The organism is Lysinibacillus composti, assembly GCF_016908465.1.
GTDB classification, from domain to species: Bacteria; Bacillota; Bacilli; order Bacillales_A; family Planococcaceae; genus Ureibacillus; species Ureibacillus composti_A.
The window spans coordinates 184,098-202,132 of sequence record NZ_JAFBDY010000002.1 but is presented as its reverse complement, the minus strand read 5'-3'; the positions used below and the strand labels follow the sequence as shown (position 1 = coordinate 202,132).

Here is an 18,035-nt window from a genome sequence, read left to right as displayed (position 1 = left end):
AAATAATTCTAGTCAGATAAACATTAATAGAATAGGGGCCGAAACATGCATAATCGCTTTAAACTAACAGTTATTTTACTTTTTTCACTTATATTTGTCGTAGCTTGTTCTAATAACGGGAGTACAGAACCATCACAAAACAAAAGAGAAACACAAACACCATCAGAAAATGAAGAATTAATCATTTCAGCAGCTGCTAGTTTAAAAGATGCAATGGATGTCATACAACATACATACGAAGAAGAACATCCTGGAATCACATTGAAATTCAACTTTGGAGCTTCTGGTTCTTTACAACAACAAATCTCTCAAGGAGCACCAGTTGATTTATTTTTCTCAGCAGCAGATGACAAGTTTGATTTACTAGTTAAGGAAGGAATAATAGCAAATGAAGATGGTCTAGATCTACTTGGAAACGAACTCGTGCTAGTTGTTCCGAAAGAGAATCAATCAATTAAAGGTTTCGAAGACCTTGTCAAAGAAAGTACAGGTAAAATTTCAATCGGTACGCCAGAAACAGTGCCTGCTGGGAAGTACACAAAGGAGTCTCTTAAACAGATGAATCTTTGGAAAGATGTTGAATCAAAAATAGTTTATGCAAAGGATGTACGGCAAGTATTATCCTATGTTGAAACCGGCAATATTGACGCTGGAATTGTCTATAAAACAGATGCATTAATTTCAAATAAAATAAAAGTCGTTTCAAATGCAGATCCTGCTACACACTCTCCTATTATTTATCCTGTTGGTATTATTAAGGATTCACAACATTACGAAGTAGCCAAAGATTTTTATTTGTATTTACAAAGCGACGAAGCATTAAAGGTGTTTGAAAAATATGGATTTACTATTAAATAAAGAGTTTATGCAAGAGTTTTTGAGTCCAATTTGGTTGTCGATAAAAATAGCTACTATTTCAGGTGTTATCGTTATTTTACTAGGTACATTAATAGGTCACGTATTTGCTAGAAAAACTTTTAAAGGGAAAGCTGTTTTGGAAACAATACTCATGCTCCCGATGGTACTCCCCCCTACTGTTGTTGGTTTTTTCCTTATTGTAATCTTTGGAAAGAATAGTATAGTTGGACAAGTTATTGAATGGCTTTTTAAGCAGCCTATTATTTTTACATGGTGGGCTGCTGTTATTGCAGCAATTGTTGTTGCTTTTCCACTTATGTATCAGTCTTCAAAATCAGGATTTCAGGCAATAAACACTGACATTGAAGACGCTGCTAGAATAGATGGAGCAAGTGAGTGGAGAATTTTCTTATTCATTTCTATCCCTCTTGCTTCGAAGGCTCTTATTTCTGGAAGTATATTAAGCTTTGCGAGGGCATTAGGTGAATTTGGTGCTACCTTAATGTTTGCTGGTAACATTCCGGGAGAAACCCAAACAATTCCGACAGCAATTTATATAGCAATTGATTCTGGGAATATGAAAATGGCCTGGATGTGGGTCATTTCAATGGTCATTATTTCCTTTTTCATGTTGCTAGTTGTACGGATAAAGAATGAAAATAGTAAGTGATTTAGAAAAAGTAAAACAGGTGTATTGAAACGCGAATCGTGTTTCAATACACCTGTTTTTAGATGTTCTAGCTTTATGTCTAAAAGTATTCATTACCCTCCACTAACAGGTGGAATAAACGCAAGTGTATCTCCATCTTTTACAATCATCTGATCTGTTGCAAATTCCTCATTTACTGCAGTCATTATATTTTGAAGAGACAGTTGTGGATATTGATTTTCCATCCACTCTTTAATTTGACCAACAGTATAATCTGATAGGTCAACTCTTAATTCTGATTTTCCGATTGCTTCTTGTAAGTGAGCAAATAATAGTATGTTAATCACGAAAGTTCACCTCTTTTTATAGATGGATTTCCTTTTGGGTATGGGACTTTTTCTAATTGATCGCCAATCCATTCTGTACCATCTTCCCAAAACTCTTTTTTCCAAATGGGAACAATTTGTTTAATACGCTCAATGGCATATTCATTCGCCATGTAGGCAATTTTACGATGTGGTGATGATACCGCAATTACAACGGCAATATCTGAAATATCTAGATGCCCAATACGATGTGTAATGGCAACTTTCGCTTCTGGCCACCGCTCTTGTATCTCCTTAGAGATTTGTTCAAACATTTTAATAGCCATAGCTGGATATGCTTGATATTCCAAATGTAATGTTTTTTTTCCTTTTGTCAATTCTCGAACTGTTCCAATGAAAAGCGTAATAGCACCAGCATTACGGTCTGTTACTTTTCGCCTTACTTCTTCAACGTTAATTGGTATATCTACAATCTCAAACAACGGTGTATTCATGATATCCCCCTCATTTCTTTCATTAAAAATTCCATATACTGTGTCTTGTCATGAATTGAAAAAGTTGGGTATTCTAATTGCTTTTCTAGTGGATAGGTCGGCCAATATAGTACACAGATGATATTCGTCACTTTTTGCAGTAATTCTTGATCTTCCAATGTTCGCAACAGAACAACCTTGGAATGGTGTTCATTCTTATACCCTTCGATCAAAATAATATCGATGTTAAATAATGCATAAATAGCGAGTATATCAGCAAGTTGCCAGTTACTTTGTTGAATACTCATGCGCAACGTTCCAGCCCCTTCAACTGCCGTTACACTAGCTCCTGCCTGCTCATGACGAACACTGTCTTTTGCATTGTCACTCATAGGAGGTCCACCATGTCCATGATGCTTGATGGTTCCTACTTGTAAACCTTCAGTGGCGGCTTGTGAAATTAGTTGTTCCATTAACGTTGTCTTTCCGCTATTTTGATAACCTACTATTTGTAGGACTTTTTGATGTTGTCCCAAGGCCACTCACTTCCTTGCAAATCTTCTAACAATAAGACAGCTACTTGCATTCCTTTTTCGTATCCACGTGATCCGCCAGGTAATACAATAAAGGCATTCGCTCCCGCTAAGGACGAAACAGCACTTGATTTATCAAAACCAGAAGGAACGGCAACTAATTGACCATCTTCGTATGAAGCAATCCCACGGACAAAACGAGTAAATGGATTCGCCTTTTTAAAATCGGCCCCCAAAACAGCTTGCTCCCTACGAAGATGCGGTTGCTTATTCCCAAATGCCTTTCGAATAATTGGACGTGTAAATAGTTCAAAACCAACATAGCAAGCTGATGGGTTACCTGAAAGTCCGAATAATAATTGACCATTTCGAGCAGCTACAGTCGTAACACTCCCTGGTCGCATTGCCACTTTATTAAACAATACTTTTGCGTCAATAGCTTCATAAATAGCTGGTAAGTAATCATAATCACCTACCGAAACGCCTCCAGTTGTTATTAATATATCTACTTCTTCTAAGGCTTTTTTGACAACATCAATACATAAATTGATATCATCGCTAAATTTACCGAAGTATTTGACGGTTGCCCCAGCACGTTCAATTTGTGCCATGATCATATAGGCATTACTATTACGAATTTTGCCCGGCTGTAAAGAGTCACTTGGATCTAGTAACTCACTTCCAGTTGCAATGACACCTACAATTGGTTTTCGGAAAACAGGTACTTGATCTACACCGAAAGTAGCAAGTAATGCGACAACACCAGGATTGATATATTGTCCTTTTTCAATAAGAATCGTACCTTTTTGTACGTCCTCACCCTTATAAGAAATATTTGTTCCCGCTTCAAAAGTTCGTTTAATCGACATGTACATTTGATTATTTTCTTCAAAAGTATGTGTTAATTCTAACATGACGACCACATCACATCCTTTTGGGATAGGAGCACCCGTCATGATTCGTACGGCTTCTCGATTGCAAACTTCTTCTTCAAATACATAGCCTGCACCGATTTCCCCCACAATCGTAAAGGTAACTGGATTTTCTGAAGCTGCCCCTTGACTATCAACCGAGCGAATCGCATATCCATCATAAGGAGAACGATCAAAAGCTGGTACGTCGTGATCTGCTGCAATATCTTCTGCTAGAAAGCGACCATGTGCTTGTAGTAATGAGACTAACTCTTTTTTTTCTTGAAATGCATATTCCATCACTCGTTGCACAGCGTCTCCCACTGTAATTGGTTTTCTTTGTTGTAACACCCTGAACACTCCTTTACCCTAGTAAACGATAATAAATGCTTTTAGCTTTTTCAATATCCTGTATACCATGAATCACCACTCGACCATCTTGGAAAATAACGATTCGATAGTCTGGCGCTTGACAAGATAATAAATACGGATTTTGTTGAATATCTCCGTAAGGCTTAAGTTTAACCGCGAGCTGATCTAAATTATGGTGAACAGGTTTTGCTGGACGAATCTGTATTGCATCACGCCCACATAGTACCTCTAATTTTGTTTGATTTTCATAGGATAAATAGGGATATGTGGGATTTTGTCCACAAGAGGGACAATCATGATTGCGTACTTTTTCCACATTCATTTCATAGTGTTGATTTTGCCAAACATCAAATGTTAAGTAGGATTTTCTTCTAGCTTCTTCATCGCCTACTAAAAGTTTTAATGCCTCAGCGACTTGATAAGCTGCGACAATTTGGACAGCGGGACTTATAATCCCAACCGTGTCACAAGTCATCCCTGTATTTGGCATAACTTTTAGCAAACAATGTAAACAAGGTGTTTTACCTGGCACAATCGTATAAGTCGCACCATAACTGCCAACACAAGATCCATAAATCCATGGAATTTGGTATTTTTGCGCAAGATCATTCATCATAAAGCGAACATCAAAATTATCTGTTGCATCTATCATAATATCTACATCTTTAAGTATACCTGGTAATTTCTCTGTAAAGGCATCAAGAATAAATTCATTAATTTCCACTGATGAGTTAATACTTTGGAGGCGATTTTTTGCTGCAATGACTTTAGGAACTTTTTCTTGGGCATCTTGTTCGGTATACAGTTGTTGTCTTTGTAAATTACTCCACTCTACGTAGTCACGATCAATAATCGTTAACTTTTCAATGCCTGCCCTTACAAGAGCTTCTGCACTAGCACTCCCCAATGCACCAACACCAATAATCAAGACATGCTTTTGTTTTAATAGTTGCTGTCCTTTTTCTCCAATCGGATTGAATAATTCTTGTCTAGAATATCTATTATGCATAACTTTTTGCCTTCCTAACTTTTATTTTTGGTTTGACCTTTTCATTTATAGCATTATAATAAAAACAATGTTTTTCAGTAAAAAACGCATTCAACTAAAGAAAAGGAGGTTTACAGCTTGCACCCTACACATCATCAACAACCAATAAGAGCTGCCATTTTAACTGTAAGTGACACACGTACAAAGGCGAATGATTTCGGAGGTCAACAAATTCAAACTTTACTACAAGAAGCTTCATTTGAAATCATTGACTATCAAATTTCAAAAGATGAACCATTTGAAATATCAAAGTATGTAAAAAAATGGTGTACTAATCAAGATATTAACACGGTCATCGTCACAGGTGGCACAGGATTTACACCTAGGGACCAAACCTACGACACGATTCTCCCCCTTTTCGAAAAAGAAATGGTAGGATTTGGTGAATTATTTCGATCATTAAGTTATGAGGAAATCGGTCCAAAAGCTATGTTTAGCCGTGCTACAGCAGGTTGTCGTGAAAAATCCGCCATTTATGTGCTACCTGGGTCCGTTAATGCAGTAAAACTTGCTATGACAAAACTAATTATTCCTACTGTACAACATTTTGTCAGTGAGCTGAATCGCATATGAAAATAGCTGGTGTTGTTTTAGCTGGTGGTCAATCTTCTAGATATGGTCAACCGAAAATGTTTGAATTGTTTAATGGTCAACCTTTGTATAAGAACAGTCTTATTGCCTTACAAAAAAATCAACTACAGCCTTTAATAATCGCTACAAATGCTAACTTAGAATCGAAGTTTGTAGAAGACCAGATTGAAATGATTATTGAAAAACAACCTCATCAAGGCCCTCTGTCTGCATTACAGAACATCTTAGCTAATTTCCAAAATGTTGAGTGGTTTTTTATAGTTGCAAGTGATATGCCTTATATGAATGTAGATTTTGTCCAAACTATGCTTACATATATCGATGATCGTTATGACGCGATTGTTCCTAAACAAGCTTCTAGAATACAGCCTCTTGCAGCTTTATATCGCCGCAGTGCTTTGCCAAAAGCAAATCTATTACTTCAACAAAACAAGAGAAGTATGAAAGTTTTGTTAGAGCAACTTCGTGTTCGTTATGTTGAATTTGAAGAAGAATGCTCAACATTCGTAAATATTAATACGCAACTAGATTGGTCACAATTAGATAAAAAGGAGTCTACTTATGAATAATTTTACACACTGGAACGAAGAAGGTCGTCCGAAAATGGTCGACATTTCAGAAAAGGACATTACACAACGTACAGCCATCGCTCGTAGTACGATTACTTTATCTGATGAAGTCTATCAAGCTATCCAACAAGGTGGCATAAAAAAAGGTGATCCTTTGCAAGTCGCACAAATTGCAGGGATTATGGGTGCTAAAAAAACAGCAGATATTATCCCGATGTGTCATCCGATCATGCTGCAAGGAACAGATTTCCAATTTGAATATACTAAAGCACAAGATGGATATGAACTTCACATACAAGCTACAGTAAAATGCAGTGGCAAAACAGGCGTCGAAATGGAAGCATTAACTGCAGCGAGCATTGCCGCACTGACTTTTTATGATATGTGTAAAGCTGTCGACAAAAATATGGTCATTAAAGAAACCTATCTTCTTCAAAAAACGGGTGGTAAAAGCGGCACCTTTATGCATAAATAAACAGAAAAAACCCGGCATTTTGCCGGTTTTTTTGTTTTTTCTTTTAACCACCGATGTGCGACATTTCGATTTTTGTCTTTTTCCTCTTCTCCATCGTCTGTTCATTTCGTTCATCGGAATAGCGATCAGTTCGATTCTCCCAAACATCCGAAATACATTTGATAATTGATGCATCATCTTCCCCAGTTCTTAATAATTCCCGTAAATCAGTTCCATCTGTAGCAAATAAGCAAGTATACAATTTCCCTTCAGCTGAAATACGGGCACGGGAACAAGATGAACAGAATGATTCTGTCACAGATGAAATGATACCGATTTCACCTTGTTCGTTTTGATATTGAAAACGCTTCGCTACTTCCCCTTGATAATTAGGTTCAACTTGTTTCAGCGGAAACACTTGATGAATTTGTTCAATCATTTCTTTCTTCGATACAACGTCATCCATTTTCCAACCATTTGAGTTACCTACATCCATATATTCAATAAAACGGAGAATATGCTTTTTGTCTTTAAAATATTTTGCCATCGAAACGAGATCTTGTTCATTAACACCTTTTTGAACTACCATATTAATTTTCACATGCAAGCCTGCTTCTGCAGCTTTTTCAATACCTTCTAATACCGTTTTCACTTTACCCCGATGACCATTCATCTCAAAAAAACGTTCTTCATTTAGCGAATCAAGGCTAACAGAAACCCTTGATAATCCTGCTTTTGCCAAATCATTGGCATATTTTTTTAATAATGTGCCGTTGGTTGTTAAGGCGATATCTTCTACTCCATCAATACGATGAATGCGTTCAATTAAATTTGGTAAATCTCGACGCAGTAAAGGCTCCCCACCTGTAATACGAACTTTTTTCACACCTAGTGAGACAAAAATCTTTACTAACCTTTCGATTTCTTCAAAACTCAATATCTTTTCAGACGGCAAAAAGGCAAAATCAGGGCCAAATAGTTCTTCTGGCATGCAATATTGACATCGGAAGTTACAACGATCTGTTACTGATATCCTTAAATCTCTGAGCGGTCTATGTAGTTGATCTTGTAGATTACTAATTTTGAATCTCCTTCTTTCATTCGTTTGTAGATAATTGAATACGCTCTTTGTGTGTATAAATATTCAATGCATTTTGGCGAATGAACCCCACCGTTGTAATCCCCAGTTGCTCTGCCAATTGCAATGCTAATTCTGTAGGCGCTGACTTGGACAAAACAATTTCACATCCAATTTTTGATACCTTCATTAAGATTTCGGACGAAATCCTTCCGCTAAAGACGATAATTTTGTCTTGCATGCTAATGTTATTTCGTAAGCAGTAACCATATATTTTATCTAGTGCATTATGACGCCCAATATCCATGCGACTTAACACAATACCATTAACATCACATAGCGCGGCATTATGCACTCCACCAGTTTCTTGGAACGTTACAGCCGAATCTTGCATATCTCGCATTAGTCGAAAACAATCATCTGTAGTAATTCGCACATGAATATCATCCATTTTTTTAGATACTAATGCATCATTAGCAAAAACAAACCCTTGTCGGCTCATACCGCAACATGAAGTGATGAATCGTTTATTTTGCATTTGTTGGTAGAGTGGGTTGACTTGCTTCGTATTAATATGCACAAATCCTTCTTTTTCTTGGTACCAAATATCTTCAATATCTTCAAAACTACGAATGATTCGTTCCGAAGCTAAATATCCCATTACCATATCTTCAACATACTCGGGTGTGCAAACCATCGTAACAAATTCCTGCTGATTAATTTTAACCGTGACAGCGTATTCTGTTACAACTAAATCTTCTACTACATTTACTTTATTATTTTCGATACGTAGAATCTCTCGAGTTACTGCGTTTTTCACGAGGCATCCCCTTCCTCTTCTATTCAGTAATTTTTTCTTCAAAAATAAAGACAGAAATCGCGACATCTTCTTCAATTTTGATATCTGTAAATAAATGGAGCAACTTTGAGCCCATTAATTCTTCCATTCCTTCAGGAGTTGCTTCTGCATATAAATCTTTAATCATTCTTGTACGTGCAGCATGAATCATTCTAGCGCCTTCTGGTGTACTTGACATAAACTTTTCGGTTGGTGTTATATTGCCATACAAAGTTGAAATGGCCATGTTATCTACAAAAACCGTATGAATACGCTCCGGTCCTTTTCCAAATAAATCTTTGCGTAGTTTTCGAATAATGTCATTAAATTCATGCACTTTTTTTGACATTTTTGCCACTCCCCTAACATATATACTCTATTTTTTGCCTCGTTTTGGTGAGACAGCCTTATAGTTTGTTAATAATATAGCAACTTTTAAAAAAGTTAAAGGGAAAATAATTATTCTAAATTGACGAAAATTCAGAATAATAATTGACTATTGTGGATTTATAATGTAGACGCTATAATGAGAATTATTGTAAATGGAATTGATGTATTTTAATTTTTATGACTTAGTTTTATCGAAAGTAAACATTTGGCATAATGATTCAAATATTTCAATTCTATTGTTTAATAAAAAAATAAAAGTAGATTGAGTTTTTAGTACGGTTTGCTAAGAATTTTATCCACCATGAGATATACAGCGTGTGAAAATATGCTGTTTCATGGTGGATTTTTTTATTTTTTGAGCATGCAACTTTATGATCACTTCGTTAATGAATGTTCCCAATCGACTCAACTTTAGTCTAAGGACACGATAAATCCAGGGTAGAGTTTTAAAAAAACTAACTGAACATACTCTTCCGGCTTTACCATAACCATTAACCTGGTGTCATATAATTGTCAAATAGCACAAGGAGGAGTTTACTTTGACGAAAATTAACATTAATGGTTTATCTTATGAAGTGGCAGAAGGAGCTACAATTCTTGATACTATCAATCAAAATGGTATAGCCCATCCACAAATTTGTCATGTCCCATCCGTTGACCCTATCCAAACTTGTGATACTTGTATCGTTGAAGTGGATGGACAACTAGTTCGATCTTGTTCAACAAAAGCAGTAGATGGTATGAATATCCAACTTACTTCTGAAAAAGCGAAAGCAGCACAAACAGAAGCAATGGATCGTTTATTAGAAAACCACTTATTATACTGTACGGTTTGTGACAATAACAACGGAAACTGTACACTACATAATACAGCGGAAATGATGGAAATCGAACATCAAAAATATCCTTATCAACCCAAAGTTGAACCACATGAAGTGGACATGTCACACCCATTTTACCGTTACGATCCTAACCAATGTATTGCTTGTGGACAATGTGTAGAAGTGTGTCAAAACTTACAGGTTAATGAAACATTATCCTTAGATTGGGAAGCAGAAAGACCACGCATTATTTGGGATGAGGGTGTTGCAATTAATGATTCTTCATGCGTTGGTTGCGGACAATGTGTTACCGTTTGTCCTTGTAACGCTTTAATGGAAAAATCAATGCTTGGAGAAGCTGGTTTTATGACTGGCCTTAAACAAGAAACGTTGGATCCAATGATTAGTTTAATTAAAGAGGTTGAACCAGGATATAGCGGTATTTTCGCAGTTTCCGAAGTTGAAGCTGCCATGCGAAGCAAACGTACGAAGAAAACAAAAACAGTCTGTACTTTCTGTGGTGTAGGCTGCTCATTTGAAGTTTGGACAAAAGACCGCAAGATTCTAAAAGTACAACCTTCTGAAGGTCCTGTGAATGCAGTTTCTACATGTATTAAAGGGAAATTTGGCTGGGACTTCGTTAACTCCGAAGAACGAATTACAAAACCTTTAATTCGTAAAAACGAAGAATTTGTTGAAGCAACATGGGATGAAGCGTTAGATTTAATCGCTACAAAACTAGGTGGTATTCAAAAAGAATTTGGCCCTGGTTCTGTTGGTTTTATCTCTTCTTCTAAAATTACGAATGAAGAAAACTACTTAATTCAAAAAATGGCACGTCAATTATTTGGTACGAACGATGTAGATAACTGTTCACGTTATTGTCAATCTCCAGCTACAGATGGTTTATTGCGCACAGTTGGTTTTGGTGGTGATGCAGGAACAATTAAGGATATAGCGAAAGCTGGTCTTGTTATTATTGTTGGGGCAAACCCTACAGAAGGTCACCCTGTATTAGCGACTCGCGTAAAACGTGCCCACAAGTTACATGGTCAAAAATTAATTGTTGCCGATGTTCGTAAGCACGAAATGGCTGAACGCTCTGACATCTTCATGCGTCCAAAACAAGGTACTGACCAAGTTTGGTTAATGGCCGTAACAAAATACATGATTGATCAAGGTTGGCATGATGAAGCCTTTATTAGTGAAAATGTAAAATTCTTTGATGATTTCAAAGATGTTCTTGATAAATACACACTTGACTACGCAGAAGAAGTAACAGGCATTAAGAAAGATGTGTTAATCAATGTTGCGGAAATGATTCGTGATGCAGACGGTACTTGTGTACTTTGGGGTATGGGTGTTACACAAAATACAGGCGGTTCTTATACTTCAGCAGCAATTTCAAATCTTCTTTTAGCTACTGGTAACTATCGCCGTCCAGGTGCAGGAGCTTACCCTCTTCGCGGACATAATAACGTACAAGGTGCTTGTGATATGGGTACATTACCAAACCTATTACCAGGCTATCAAAAAGTTACAGATGACGAAGCACGTGCTAAGTTTGAAAAAGCATATGGTGTTGAAATTCAACCGCAACCAGGTCGTACGAACCCGCAAATGTTAGATGCGATTATGGAAGGTAAAATGAAAGCAATGTATTTAGTTGGTGAAGATATGGCGTTAGTTGACGCTGATGCTAATCATGTAGATAAAGTTCTTTCATCATTAGACTTCTTTGTTGTTCAAGATGTGTTCCTATCACGCACAGCACAATATGCAGATGTTATTCTACCAGCAGCACCATCTCTTGAAAAAGAAGGTACATTTACAAACACTGAACGTCGTGTTCAACGCTTATATCAAGTTTTACCAACACTTGGTGAATCAAAAGCAGATTGGGAAATCCTTCAATTAGTTGCCCGTCGTTTAGGAGCAGATTGGAACTACAGCCACCCTAGTGAAATCTATGATGAAATGGCTAGTCTTTCTCCAATTTTCTCTGGAAATAACTACGATGTATTAGAAGATTGGGGCAGTTTCCTTTGGGGTAGTCATGATGGTACAAATACACCTTTACTTTACGTAGATGGCTTTAACTTCCCTGACAAAAAAGCTCGTTTTGCTTTAAACGATTGGGTAAAACCTGTTGAATATGAAGCACAGTACGATTGTCATATTAATAATGGTCGTATGTTAGAACACTTCCACGAAGGAAATATGACAAATAAATCAAAAGGTATTCAATCAAAAGTACCTGAAATTTTCGTAGAAGTATCACCAGAATTAGCGAAAGAACGAGGCATTGAAGATGGAACTTTATTACGTTTAGTTTCTCCAAATGGCGCCCTAAAATTAAACGCCCTTGTAACAGATCGTGTGCAAGGTAACGAGCTATTCTTACCAATGAACTCTACTAGCAAAGATTCAGCAATTAATTTCTTAACAGGTTCAGCTTCTGATGTGAATACATTAACACCTGCCTATAAACAAACAAAAGTTAGAGTGGAAGTACTGAAAGCAAAAGGTAAATCACCACTTCCTAGAACAAACCCTAGAAATAAAAAACGTAATCCACAAAATGGTGTCGAAGTAGAACGTAAATGGAATCGCCCTGGCTACGTTCACTTAACAACTAATTAATGGAAGGAAGTGAAAGGTATGGCTGCACCAATTCAAACCATTAAAAAGGAACAATTAACAGAAGAACAAATTAAAGAACAAAAATTAGAGAATTTAAAACAACTTCTTTCCGAGAATGAAGAAACAGTAAATGAACTCTTTGCGATCATGAAAGATTTAAATGATATGGGCGCACTTCAAGCAGTCACAAAACTACTTGAAGCAAAAGAAGATGTTGTTCATATTCTGCTTGGTCAGGTAACTCGAAAACCTGTCACGAATATGATCAACAACTTAATGGGTGCTGCTGGTGCTTTATCGGCAATGGACCCAGAAAAAACAACTAAACTTATAGAAAGTTTAACGACTGGCCTAGATGCTGCTAACAAAGCAGTGGACACTGATGAAAAAATCAGTGTCTTCAAGCTAGTAAAAATGCTAAATGATCCTGATATCAATCGCGCTATGAACTTTGGCATTCACTTGTTACAAGGAATTGGTAAAGGATTAAAGTAGAGAGGATTTTTTAAATGTTAACAAACGAGAGCGTTTTAAATGCACTAAAACATGTTGAAGACCCAGAACTTCATAAAAGCATCGTTGAGTTAAATATGGTTCGCAATATCCAAATTATTGAAGGAACTCATATCTCCCTTGATGTGATTTTAACTATTTCTGGTTGTCCGTTAAAAGCGAAAATTCAACAGGATATTGAACATGCTTTAAGAAATCTTGGTGCTTCAAGCGTCTCCCTTACTTTCGGTTCAATGACTGATGAGGAACGCCGCAATTTAACAGCTTCTTTAAAAACTCAAAATGTGACAGATCAGGGGATGCCGAAAATGCTTATGCCTGATTCTGGTGTCAAATTTATTGCTGTTACTAGTGGTAAAGGAGGCGTTGGTAAATCTACTGTTACGATTAACTTAGCAGTAGCCCTTGCCCGCCTTGGAAAAAATGTTGGTATTTTAGATGCTGACATCTATGGTTATAGTATTCCTGCCATGATGAAGACAACTGAAAAACCAACAATGATTGACCAAACAGCGATTCCAGTTGTGAGTGATGGTGTAAAAATCATGTCGATGGGCTTTTTCTCTAAGGATAATCAACCTGTCATGTGGCGTGGTCCAATGCTCAACAAATGGATTCGTAATTTCCTTGTTAACACGCATTGGGGCGATCTAGATTATCTTCTACTAGATTTACCACCTGGTACCGGAGATGTTGCTATTGATGTGGCAGCCATGATTCCGCAAGCACAAGAAATCATTGTCACAACACCGCACAACGCTGCTTCTCACGTGGCCTCACGTGCAGGTATAATGGCTCAACATACAAAACATTCCATTTTAGGTGTAGTTGAAAATATGGCTTACTTTGAAAATGAAAATGGTGAAAAACACTATTTATTTGGTCAGGGTGGTGCCCAAAAATTAGCACATGAACTTCATACAGATGTCTTAGCTCAAGTTCCATTTGCTCAACCTGAGGAAAATACCGGTTCTTCTGTTTACGATGAGGACTCAATGATTGGAGAAGTATTTTCACACCTAGCTGAAGATATTGTTTATCGTTAATTTGTTATAAAGCAGACACCGTATATAGACACATTAATAAAGTATCCATTCAACCAGTTGTAGGATTGCCCCCTGCAACTGGTTGTTTGATTTATTATTTGGTCTTCTCGATTCAATGGCCTTCAAAGGGTCTACTTTTCCCCTTAGGATCATCTCTCACTCCAATTCATTAAGCTTCGTTTAGAAAACACATTTTAATTCCCATAAAAAAACATCTTCTTATTGAATTTTAGGACACAAATCCTATATTCAATCGAAGATGTTTTTAATATTTGTTTAGAGTTTGATATGAAAACGTATAACTAATTTTAATGATGAGTATTTTTCACCAATTAGAATCCAATTATTAATAACCAGCCTTTTTTAAAACCTGCATAAAATAAAAGCGGTAAGTATTCTTAACAAAATTATCTAATGGTAATCCAACGTTTAGCTGATACTTCGTAAATATAAAATAAAATCTTTTATCCCATTTTAAGCGTAATAATTCCCCAGCATCTTCACCATATTTCTCAGTAAATTCAATAATTAAAGGTTCGATCATATCGTAACAATAGTCTTTTAAGTTTGCAAGAGCGTCAATATCTTTGTCCTTTTGAAAACGCGTAATCCAATCTACTAATTGCTCGTTCATTTGCTCTTCCATCCTTTTTTCTTTGAGTTTCTTCCTATTATATTATACTCTGATATTTATCTTTTCTCACGTATCTTGTTTCTATTTGGTAGCGAAATAATCTTAAATTAAATTGATTATAGATCCACCTCTACAAAGGAAGGTAAGTAACCCTTAAGAAAACAAGTAGACCTTCATTAGTAATTTTTAATGTATTTAGGATGGAATGCTACGACACACAAACAAACGTTCTTACCCCCGATTTTTCGCATTAAAAAACCCGTTCACATTAAAACGGGTTCAATCCAAATCTTATGTTCGATCTAAAAACATATCCGAACTATATGGTTCGTGTTTACTAGTTATCGGATCAATAGAATGTTTTGCAGCATTAATCACTCAAGAAATAAATTCTTATTCAAATGAATGTGCTAAAATCAATTCAAGAGCTTAGTTGCTACTTAGAAAATGGTAAAATAATAGTAATAGTTGTTCCTTTACCAAGCTTACTTTCAGCTGATATTTCCCCATTATATTTCTGAATAATATCTTTAGCGATTGATAAACCCAGGCCAGTTCCGCCTAATTCTCTACTTCGAGCCTTATCTACTCTATAAAAACGGTCAAAAATATATGGCAGATCTTCATTGCTAATCCCGTATCCATTATCTATAATTTCGATTTTGCATTTTTGTTGCTGAGTCTCTAATGTGACGATGATTTTTTTATCATCACCACTATATTTGATTGCATTATCAAATAGTATTATCAATACTTGCTTTAGCTGCTCCTCTTGTATGGCAACGAAAGGTTTCTCACCTAAACTATTATTTATACTGATGTTTATATGTTGATGGATTAACTCGTAATCATTAGAGATTTCATCCAATATGGAGGTGACATTACAACGGATGCTATTATCTATTTCTTCTTCCTCAAGCTTATCAATATGAGTTAGTTGTAATAGACGGTTCGTTAACTCAATGACCCTATTTGTTTCTTTAATACTTGTTTGTATCGACTTTTCTAACACTCTTTTATCATTTTTGCCCCATCTTTGTATTAATGAAAGATGACCTAGAATAATGGCTAATGGTGTTCTTAAATCATGAGAGGCATCCTCTACAAAACGCTTTTGTTGTTCCATCGAAACTTCAATACGATCCATCATAGAATTAAAAATGTTGCAAAATTGGGAGAATTCATCTTTTGTATTCATCACTGGTATACGTTCCTGAAAATGTTCATCTTCAATTTTCATCATCGTTTTCGTCATTACAGTAAGTGGCGCTAGGAATTTTCTTGCTAAAAGCTGTCCACCAATCACACTTAGAACTAAGGACAATACAGTACCAAATAGTAATACCCATACTACTTGTTCCATAAAGTCATCGAACATCTCAACATTTTTTCCAATCTCTATGATTCCATGAAAGTCGTTTATTTCGATAGGCTGCTTTAGAACTAAATAATCATCATCCTTTTCCTGAAGCCTAGAAAAACCATTCTCTAATTCACGATCACGAAAAGACGGAAAATCCTCGGCGATGTAATAGATTTCATGGCCTCGATAATCGATAATTCGAATCATTTCATGGTCTTCTATTAGATTTTCAAAAAAATCTTCTGGAATCATTAACTGATCGTTTCGATTATCGGCCTTTACCCGCTCCGAAATTAAACTGGTAATAACTTCTGATCGTTCTTTTAATAGGTCTTCTTCCTGATCCACATTATAAATGTGTAGAAAAATTAGCTGAATTAGATTACAAATGATAAAGATAATAAAGATTGAAATAGCCGAGAAGATAGTCAATCGCCATTTTATTGAGAGTTTTTTCAATTTGATTCTCCCACCTTTACTAACAACTAATCTCTCATGACATATCCAGTGCCCCGAACAGTTTGTATATAGGAATCTTCTTCTTTCTTATCTATTTTCGCTCTGAGATAACTTATGTAGACATCCACTACATTAGTTTCTACATTCGTTTCAAAGCCCCAGACCTTTTCTAGTAGACTTTCCCGGGTTAACACTTTATTTTTATTTTTCATTAGAAGATACAGCAAATCAAATTCTTTTTTCGTGAGTTCTAATTCTTCGTTTCCTCGTTTCAATATTCTAGACTCAATATTTAATTGCAGTTGTTTGTGTACCAATGTTTGTTGACTTAACGTATTTTCAACTCTCCTAAAAATTGATCTCATTCTTGCTAATAATTCTTCAATTTGAAATGGCTTTGTTAAATAATCATCTGCCCCACTATCAAGTCCTGATATTTTATCGAATACATTATCTCTAGCAGTTATCATAATAATTGGCGTGTTGCTAGCTAAACGTATTCTTCTGCAAACTTCAACTCCATTTAAACCTGGCAGCATCAGATCTAATAAAATTAAATCCACGTTTTCGTTTAATGCTTGATCAACACCATCCCTTCCATTATAGGAAGTTAATACTTTATAACCTTCATACTCTAATTCTAATCGAATGAATTCAGACAAATCCTTTTCATCTTCTATTATTAGTACCTTTTTCATATAAGTAGCGCTCTCCATATAATTTTGTATAAAAATTACTTATCCTAGTTTAACCGGGATTGGACGTGTATATTTAATACGACAGAAATTACTATTAAAAAAGTGTCACGAAATATGATTTCGGACACTTTTAATAAAACTATTTTTGATTATTATTTTATACTTTGTTGTCATCATCAGTTTCAAGTTCAACATTAACAATCTTTCCAGTTTTAGCATCTACTTTAACAGATTGTTGTGTTCCATCTTTAGCATTAATTTCAACGTCGTAGACAACTAGACCATTTTCATCATCTAATTCTACTTCTGTGACAGTACCAGGCACTTGTTCGAGTGCATTTTCTGAAGCCTCATCCTTTGTAATCTTTGCTTGTTTTGCTAGATCAGCTTGGCTAAAATCGTCATTTTCATCATCGTCAGCTTCCACCTTAACAATTTCCCCTGTCTTTGCATCCACATCTAAGTCTTGTTCGCTACCATCTTCCCCAACAATCTCAAATTCATATACAATTAAACCGTCTTCATTTTCTAATTCAACTTCATTAACCGTACCAGGTACTTTTTCAAGGGCAATTTTAGTTGCCTCTTGCTCTGTAATTTGCGCTTGTTTTGCTAATTCTGCTTGGTTTTCCTCGTCTTGTATATCTGCATTTACGAATGTATAACCTCCACCTGCGATAATTCCTACTGCTAATGCTGATATAATATATTTTTTCATTTTCGTGTTCCTCCCATATGTTTACTACAGTGACTATCTTACACTTCAAT

General features: G+C 36.0%; 20 protein-coding genes. 8 read left to right on the top strand and 12 right to left on the bottom strand.

All coding sequences use genetic code 11. The features are described 5' to 3' along the window. Window positions 1–45 precede the first annotated feature (45 nt). Both modA and modB read left to right on the top strand, forming a co-directional pair. Window positions 46–858 (top strand): molybdate ABC transporter substrate-binding protein, encoded by an 813-nt coding sequence (gene modA, locus JOD29_RS04925; RefSeq protein ID WP_124762814.1) that lies wholly within the window; start codon window positions 46–48, stop codon window positions 856–858. Then, window positions 839–1,528 carry a molybdate ABC transporter permease subunit gene (modB, locus tag JOD29_RS04920; protein ID WP_124762816.1) on the top strand — a complete coding sequence of 230 codons (690 nt, stop codon included), beginning with the start codon at window positions 839–841 and terminating at the stop codon, window positions 1,526–1,528. Before modA ends, modB begins: the two co-directional genes overlap by 20 nt. 92 nt (window positions 1,529–1,620) lie before the next feature. On the opposite strand, the gene moaD is transcribed toward modB, so the two are convergent. Genes moaD through JOD29_RS04895 form a run of 5 tightly spaced genes read right to left on the bottom strand, consistent with a single transcriptional unit; the run spans window position 1,621 to window position 5,131 of the window. Next, window positions 1,621–1,854, bottom strand: a complete 234-nt coding sequence (gene moaD, locus JOD29_RS04915) for a molybdopterin converting factor subunit 1 (RefSeq protein ID WP_124762818.1) — start codon at window positions 1,852–1,854, stop codon at window positions 1,621–1,623. Beyond that, entirely contained in the window at window positions 1,851–2,327 is a 477-nt protein-coding gene (locus tag JOD29_RS04910; RefSeq protein ID WP_124762820.1) for a molybdenum cofactor biosynthesis protein MoaE, read from the bottom strand. The genes moaD and JOD29_RS04910 overlap by 4 nt, the downstream gene beginning before the upstream one ends. Next, window positions 2,324–2,842, bottom strand: a complete 519-nt coding sequence (mobB, locus tag JOD29_RS04905) for a molybdopterin-guanine dinucleotide biosynthesis protein B (RefSeq protein ID WP_124762822.1) — start codon at window positions 2,840–2,842, stop codon at window positions 2,324–2,326. Before mobB ends, JOD29_RS04910 begins: the two co-directional genes overlap by 4 nt. Next, a complete protein-coding gene (locus tag JOD29_RS04900) occupies window positions 2,812–4,101 on the bottom strand; it encodes a molybdopterin molybdotransferase MoeA (protein ID WP_124762824.1) in 1,290 nt (429 codons plus the stop codon). The genes mobB and JOD29_RS04900 overlap by 31 nt, the downstream gene beginning before the upstream one ends. Before the next feature lie 13 nt (window positions 4,102–4,114). Next, complete coding sequence (locus JOD29_RS04895; RefSeq protein ID WP_124762826.1) at window positions 4,115–5,131, bottom strand: thiazole biosynthesis adenylyltransferase ThiF; 1,017 nt, start codon at window positions 5,129–5,131, stop codon at window positions 4,115–4,117. A 117-nt stretch (window positions 5,132–5,248) separates the two neighbouring features. On the opposite strand from JOD29_RS04895, the gene JOD29_RS04890 reads away from it, so the two are divergent. The 3 genes from JOD29_RS04890 to moaC are packed head-to-tail and all read left to right on the top strand — an operon-like array spanning window position 5,249 to window position 6,805. Continuing rightward, window positions 5,249–5,743, top strand: a complete 495-nt coding sequence (locus JOD29_RS04890; RefSeq protein WP_124762828.1) for a MogA/MoaB family molybdenum cofactor biosynthesis protein — start codon at window positions 5,249–5,251, stop codon at window positions 5,741–5,743. Continuing rightward, window positions 5,740–6,330: a molybdenum cofactor guanylyltransferase gene (locus JOD29_RS04885; RefSeq protein ID WP_124762830.1), complete on the top strand. Its 591-nt coding sequence runs from the start codon at window positions 5,740–5,742 to the stop codon at window positions 6,328–6,330. Before JOD29_RS04890 ends, JOD29_RS04885 begins: the two co-directional genes overlap by 4 nt. Then, window positions 6,323–6,805, top strand: coding sequence for a cyclic pyranopterin monophosphate synthase MoaC (moaC, locus tag JOD29_RS04880; RefSeq protein WP_124762832.1), 483 nt, complete (start codon window positions 6,323–6,325; stop codon window positions 6,803–6,805). Before JOD29_RS04885 ends, moaC begins: the two co-directional genes overlap by 8 nt. A 43-nt stretch (window positions 6,806–6,848) precedes the next feature. Here the strand turns inward: moaC and moaA are convergent, their stop codons facing one another. Genes moaA through JOD29_RS04865 form a run of 3 tightly spaced genes read right to left on the bottom strand, consistent with a single transcriptional unit; the run spans window position 6,849 to window position 9,049 of the window. Further along, window positions 6,849–7,865, bottom strand: a complete 1,017-nt coding sequence (gene moaA, locus JOD29_RS04875) for a GTP 3',8-cyclase MoaA (RefSeq protein WP_124762834.1) — start codon at window positions 7,863–7,865, stop codon at window positions 6,849–6,851. A 16-nt stretch (window positions 7,866–7,881) separates the two neighbouring features. Beyond that, the gene (gene fdhD / locus JOD29_RS04870) at window positions 7,882–8,682 is read right to left on the bottom strand and encodes a formate dehydrogenase accessory sulfurtransferase FdhD (RefSeq protein ID WP_240033583.1); all 801 of its coding nucleotides are present in this window, start codon (window positions 8,680–8,682) and stop codon (window positions 7,882–7,884) included. Window positions 8,683–8,701: 19 nt separating this feature from the next. Next, window positions 8,702–9,049: a Na-translocating system protein MpsC family protein gene (locus JOD29_RS04865; RefSeq protein WP_124762838.1), complete on the bottom strand. Its 348-nt coding sequence runs from the start codon at window positions 9,047–9,049 to the stop codon at window positions 8,702–8,704. 580 nt (window positions 9,050–9,629) lie between these two features. On the opposite strand from JOD29_RS04865, the gene fdhF reads away from it, so the two are divergent. Genes fdhF through JOD29_RS04850 form a run of 3 tightly spaced genes read left to right on the top strand, consistent with a single transcriptional unit; the run spans window position 9,630 to window position 14,113 of the window. After that, the gene (gene fdhF, locus JOD29_RS04860; RefSeq protein WP_124762840.1) at window positions 9,630–12,554 is read left to right on the top strand and encodes a formate dehydrogenase subunit alpha; all 2,925 of its coding nucleotides are present in this window, start codon (window positions 9,630–9,632) and stop codon (window positions 12,552–12,554) included. Window positions 12,555–12,572: 18 nt separating this feature from the next. Then, entirely contained in the window at window positions 12,573–13,049 is a 477-nt protein-coding gene (locus JOD29_RS04855) for a helical membrane plugin domain-containing protein (RefSeq protein WP_124762842.1), read from the top strand. A gap of 14 nt (window positions 13,050–13,063) precedes the next feature. Continuing rightward, complete coding sequence (locus tag JOD29_RS04850; protein ID WP_124762844.1) at window positions 13,064–14,113, top strand: P-loop NTPase; 1,050 nt, start codon at window positions 13,064–13,066, stop codon at window positions 14,111–14,113. 346 nt (window positions 14,114–14,459) lie between these two features. Here JOD29_RS04850 and JOD29_RS04845 read toward each other — a convergent pair whose 3' ends face one another. From JOD29_RS04845 to JOD29_RS04830, 4 genes are all read right to left on the bottom strand, one after another. Further along, on the bottom strand, window positions 14,460–14,747 hold the full coding sequence (locus JOD29_RS04845; protein WP_124762846.1) for a hypothetical protein: 288 nt from the start codon (window positions 14,745–14,747) through the stop codon (window positions 14,460–14,462). A 436-nt stretch (window positions 14,748–15,183) separates the two neighbouring features. After that, complete coding sequence (locus JOD29_RS04840; protein WP_124762848.1) at window positions 15,184–16,569, bottom strand: sensor histidine kinase; 1,386 nt, start codon at window positions 16,567–16,569, stop codon at window positions 15,184–15,186. A gap of 26 nt (window positions 16,570–16,595) precedes the next feature. Beyond that, entirely contained in the window at window positions 16,596–17,267 is a 672-nt protein-coding gene (locus tag JOD29_RS04835) for a response regulator transcription factor (protein ID WP_124762850.1), read from the bottom strand. 157 nt (window positions 17,268–17,424) lie between these two features. Beyond that, on the bottom strand, window positions 17,425–17,985 hold the full coding sequence (locus JOD29_RS04830) for a PepSY domain-containing protein (protein ID WP_124762852.1): 561 nt from the start codon (window positions 17,983–17,985) through the stop codon (window positions 17,425–17,427). Between the last annotated feature and the right edge of the window lie 50 nt (window positions 17,986–18,035).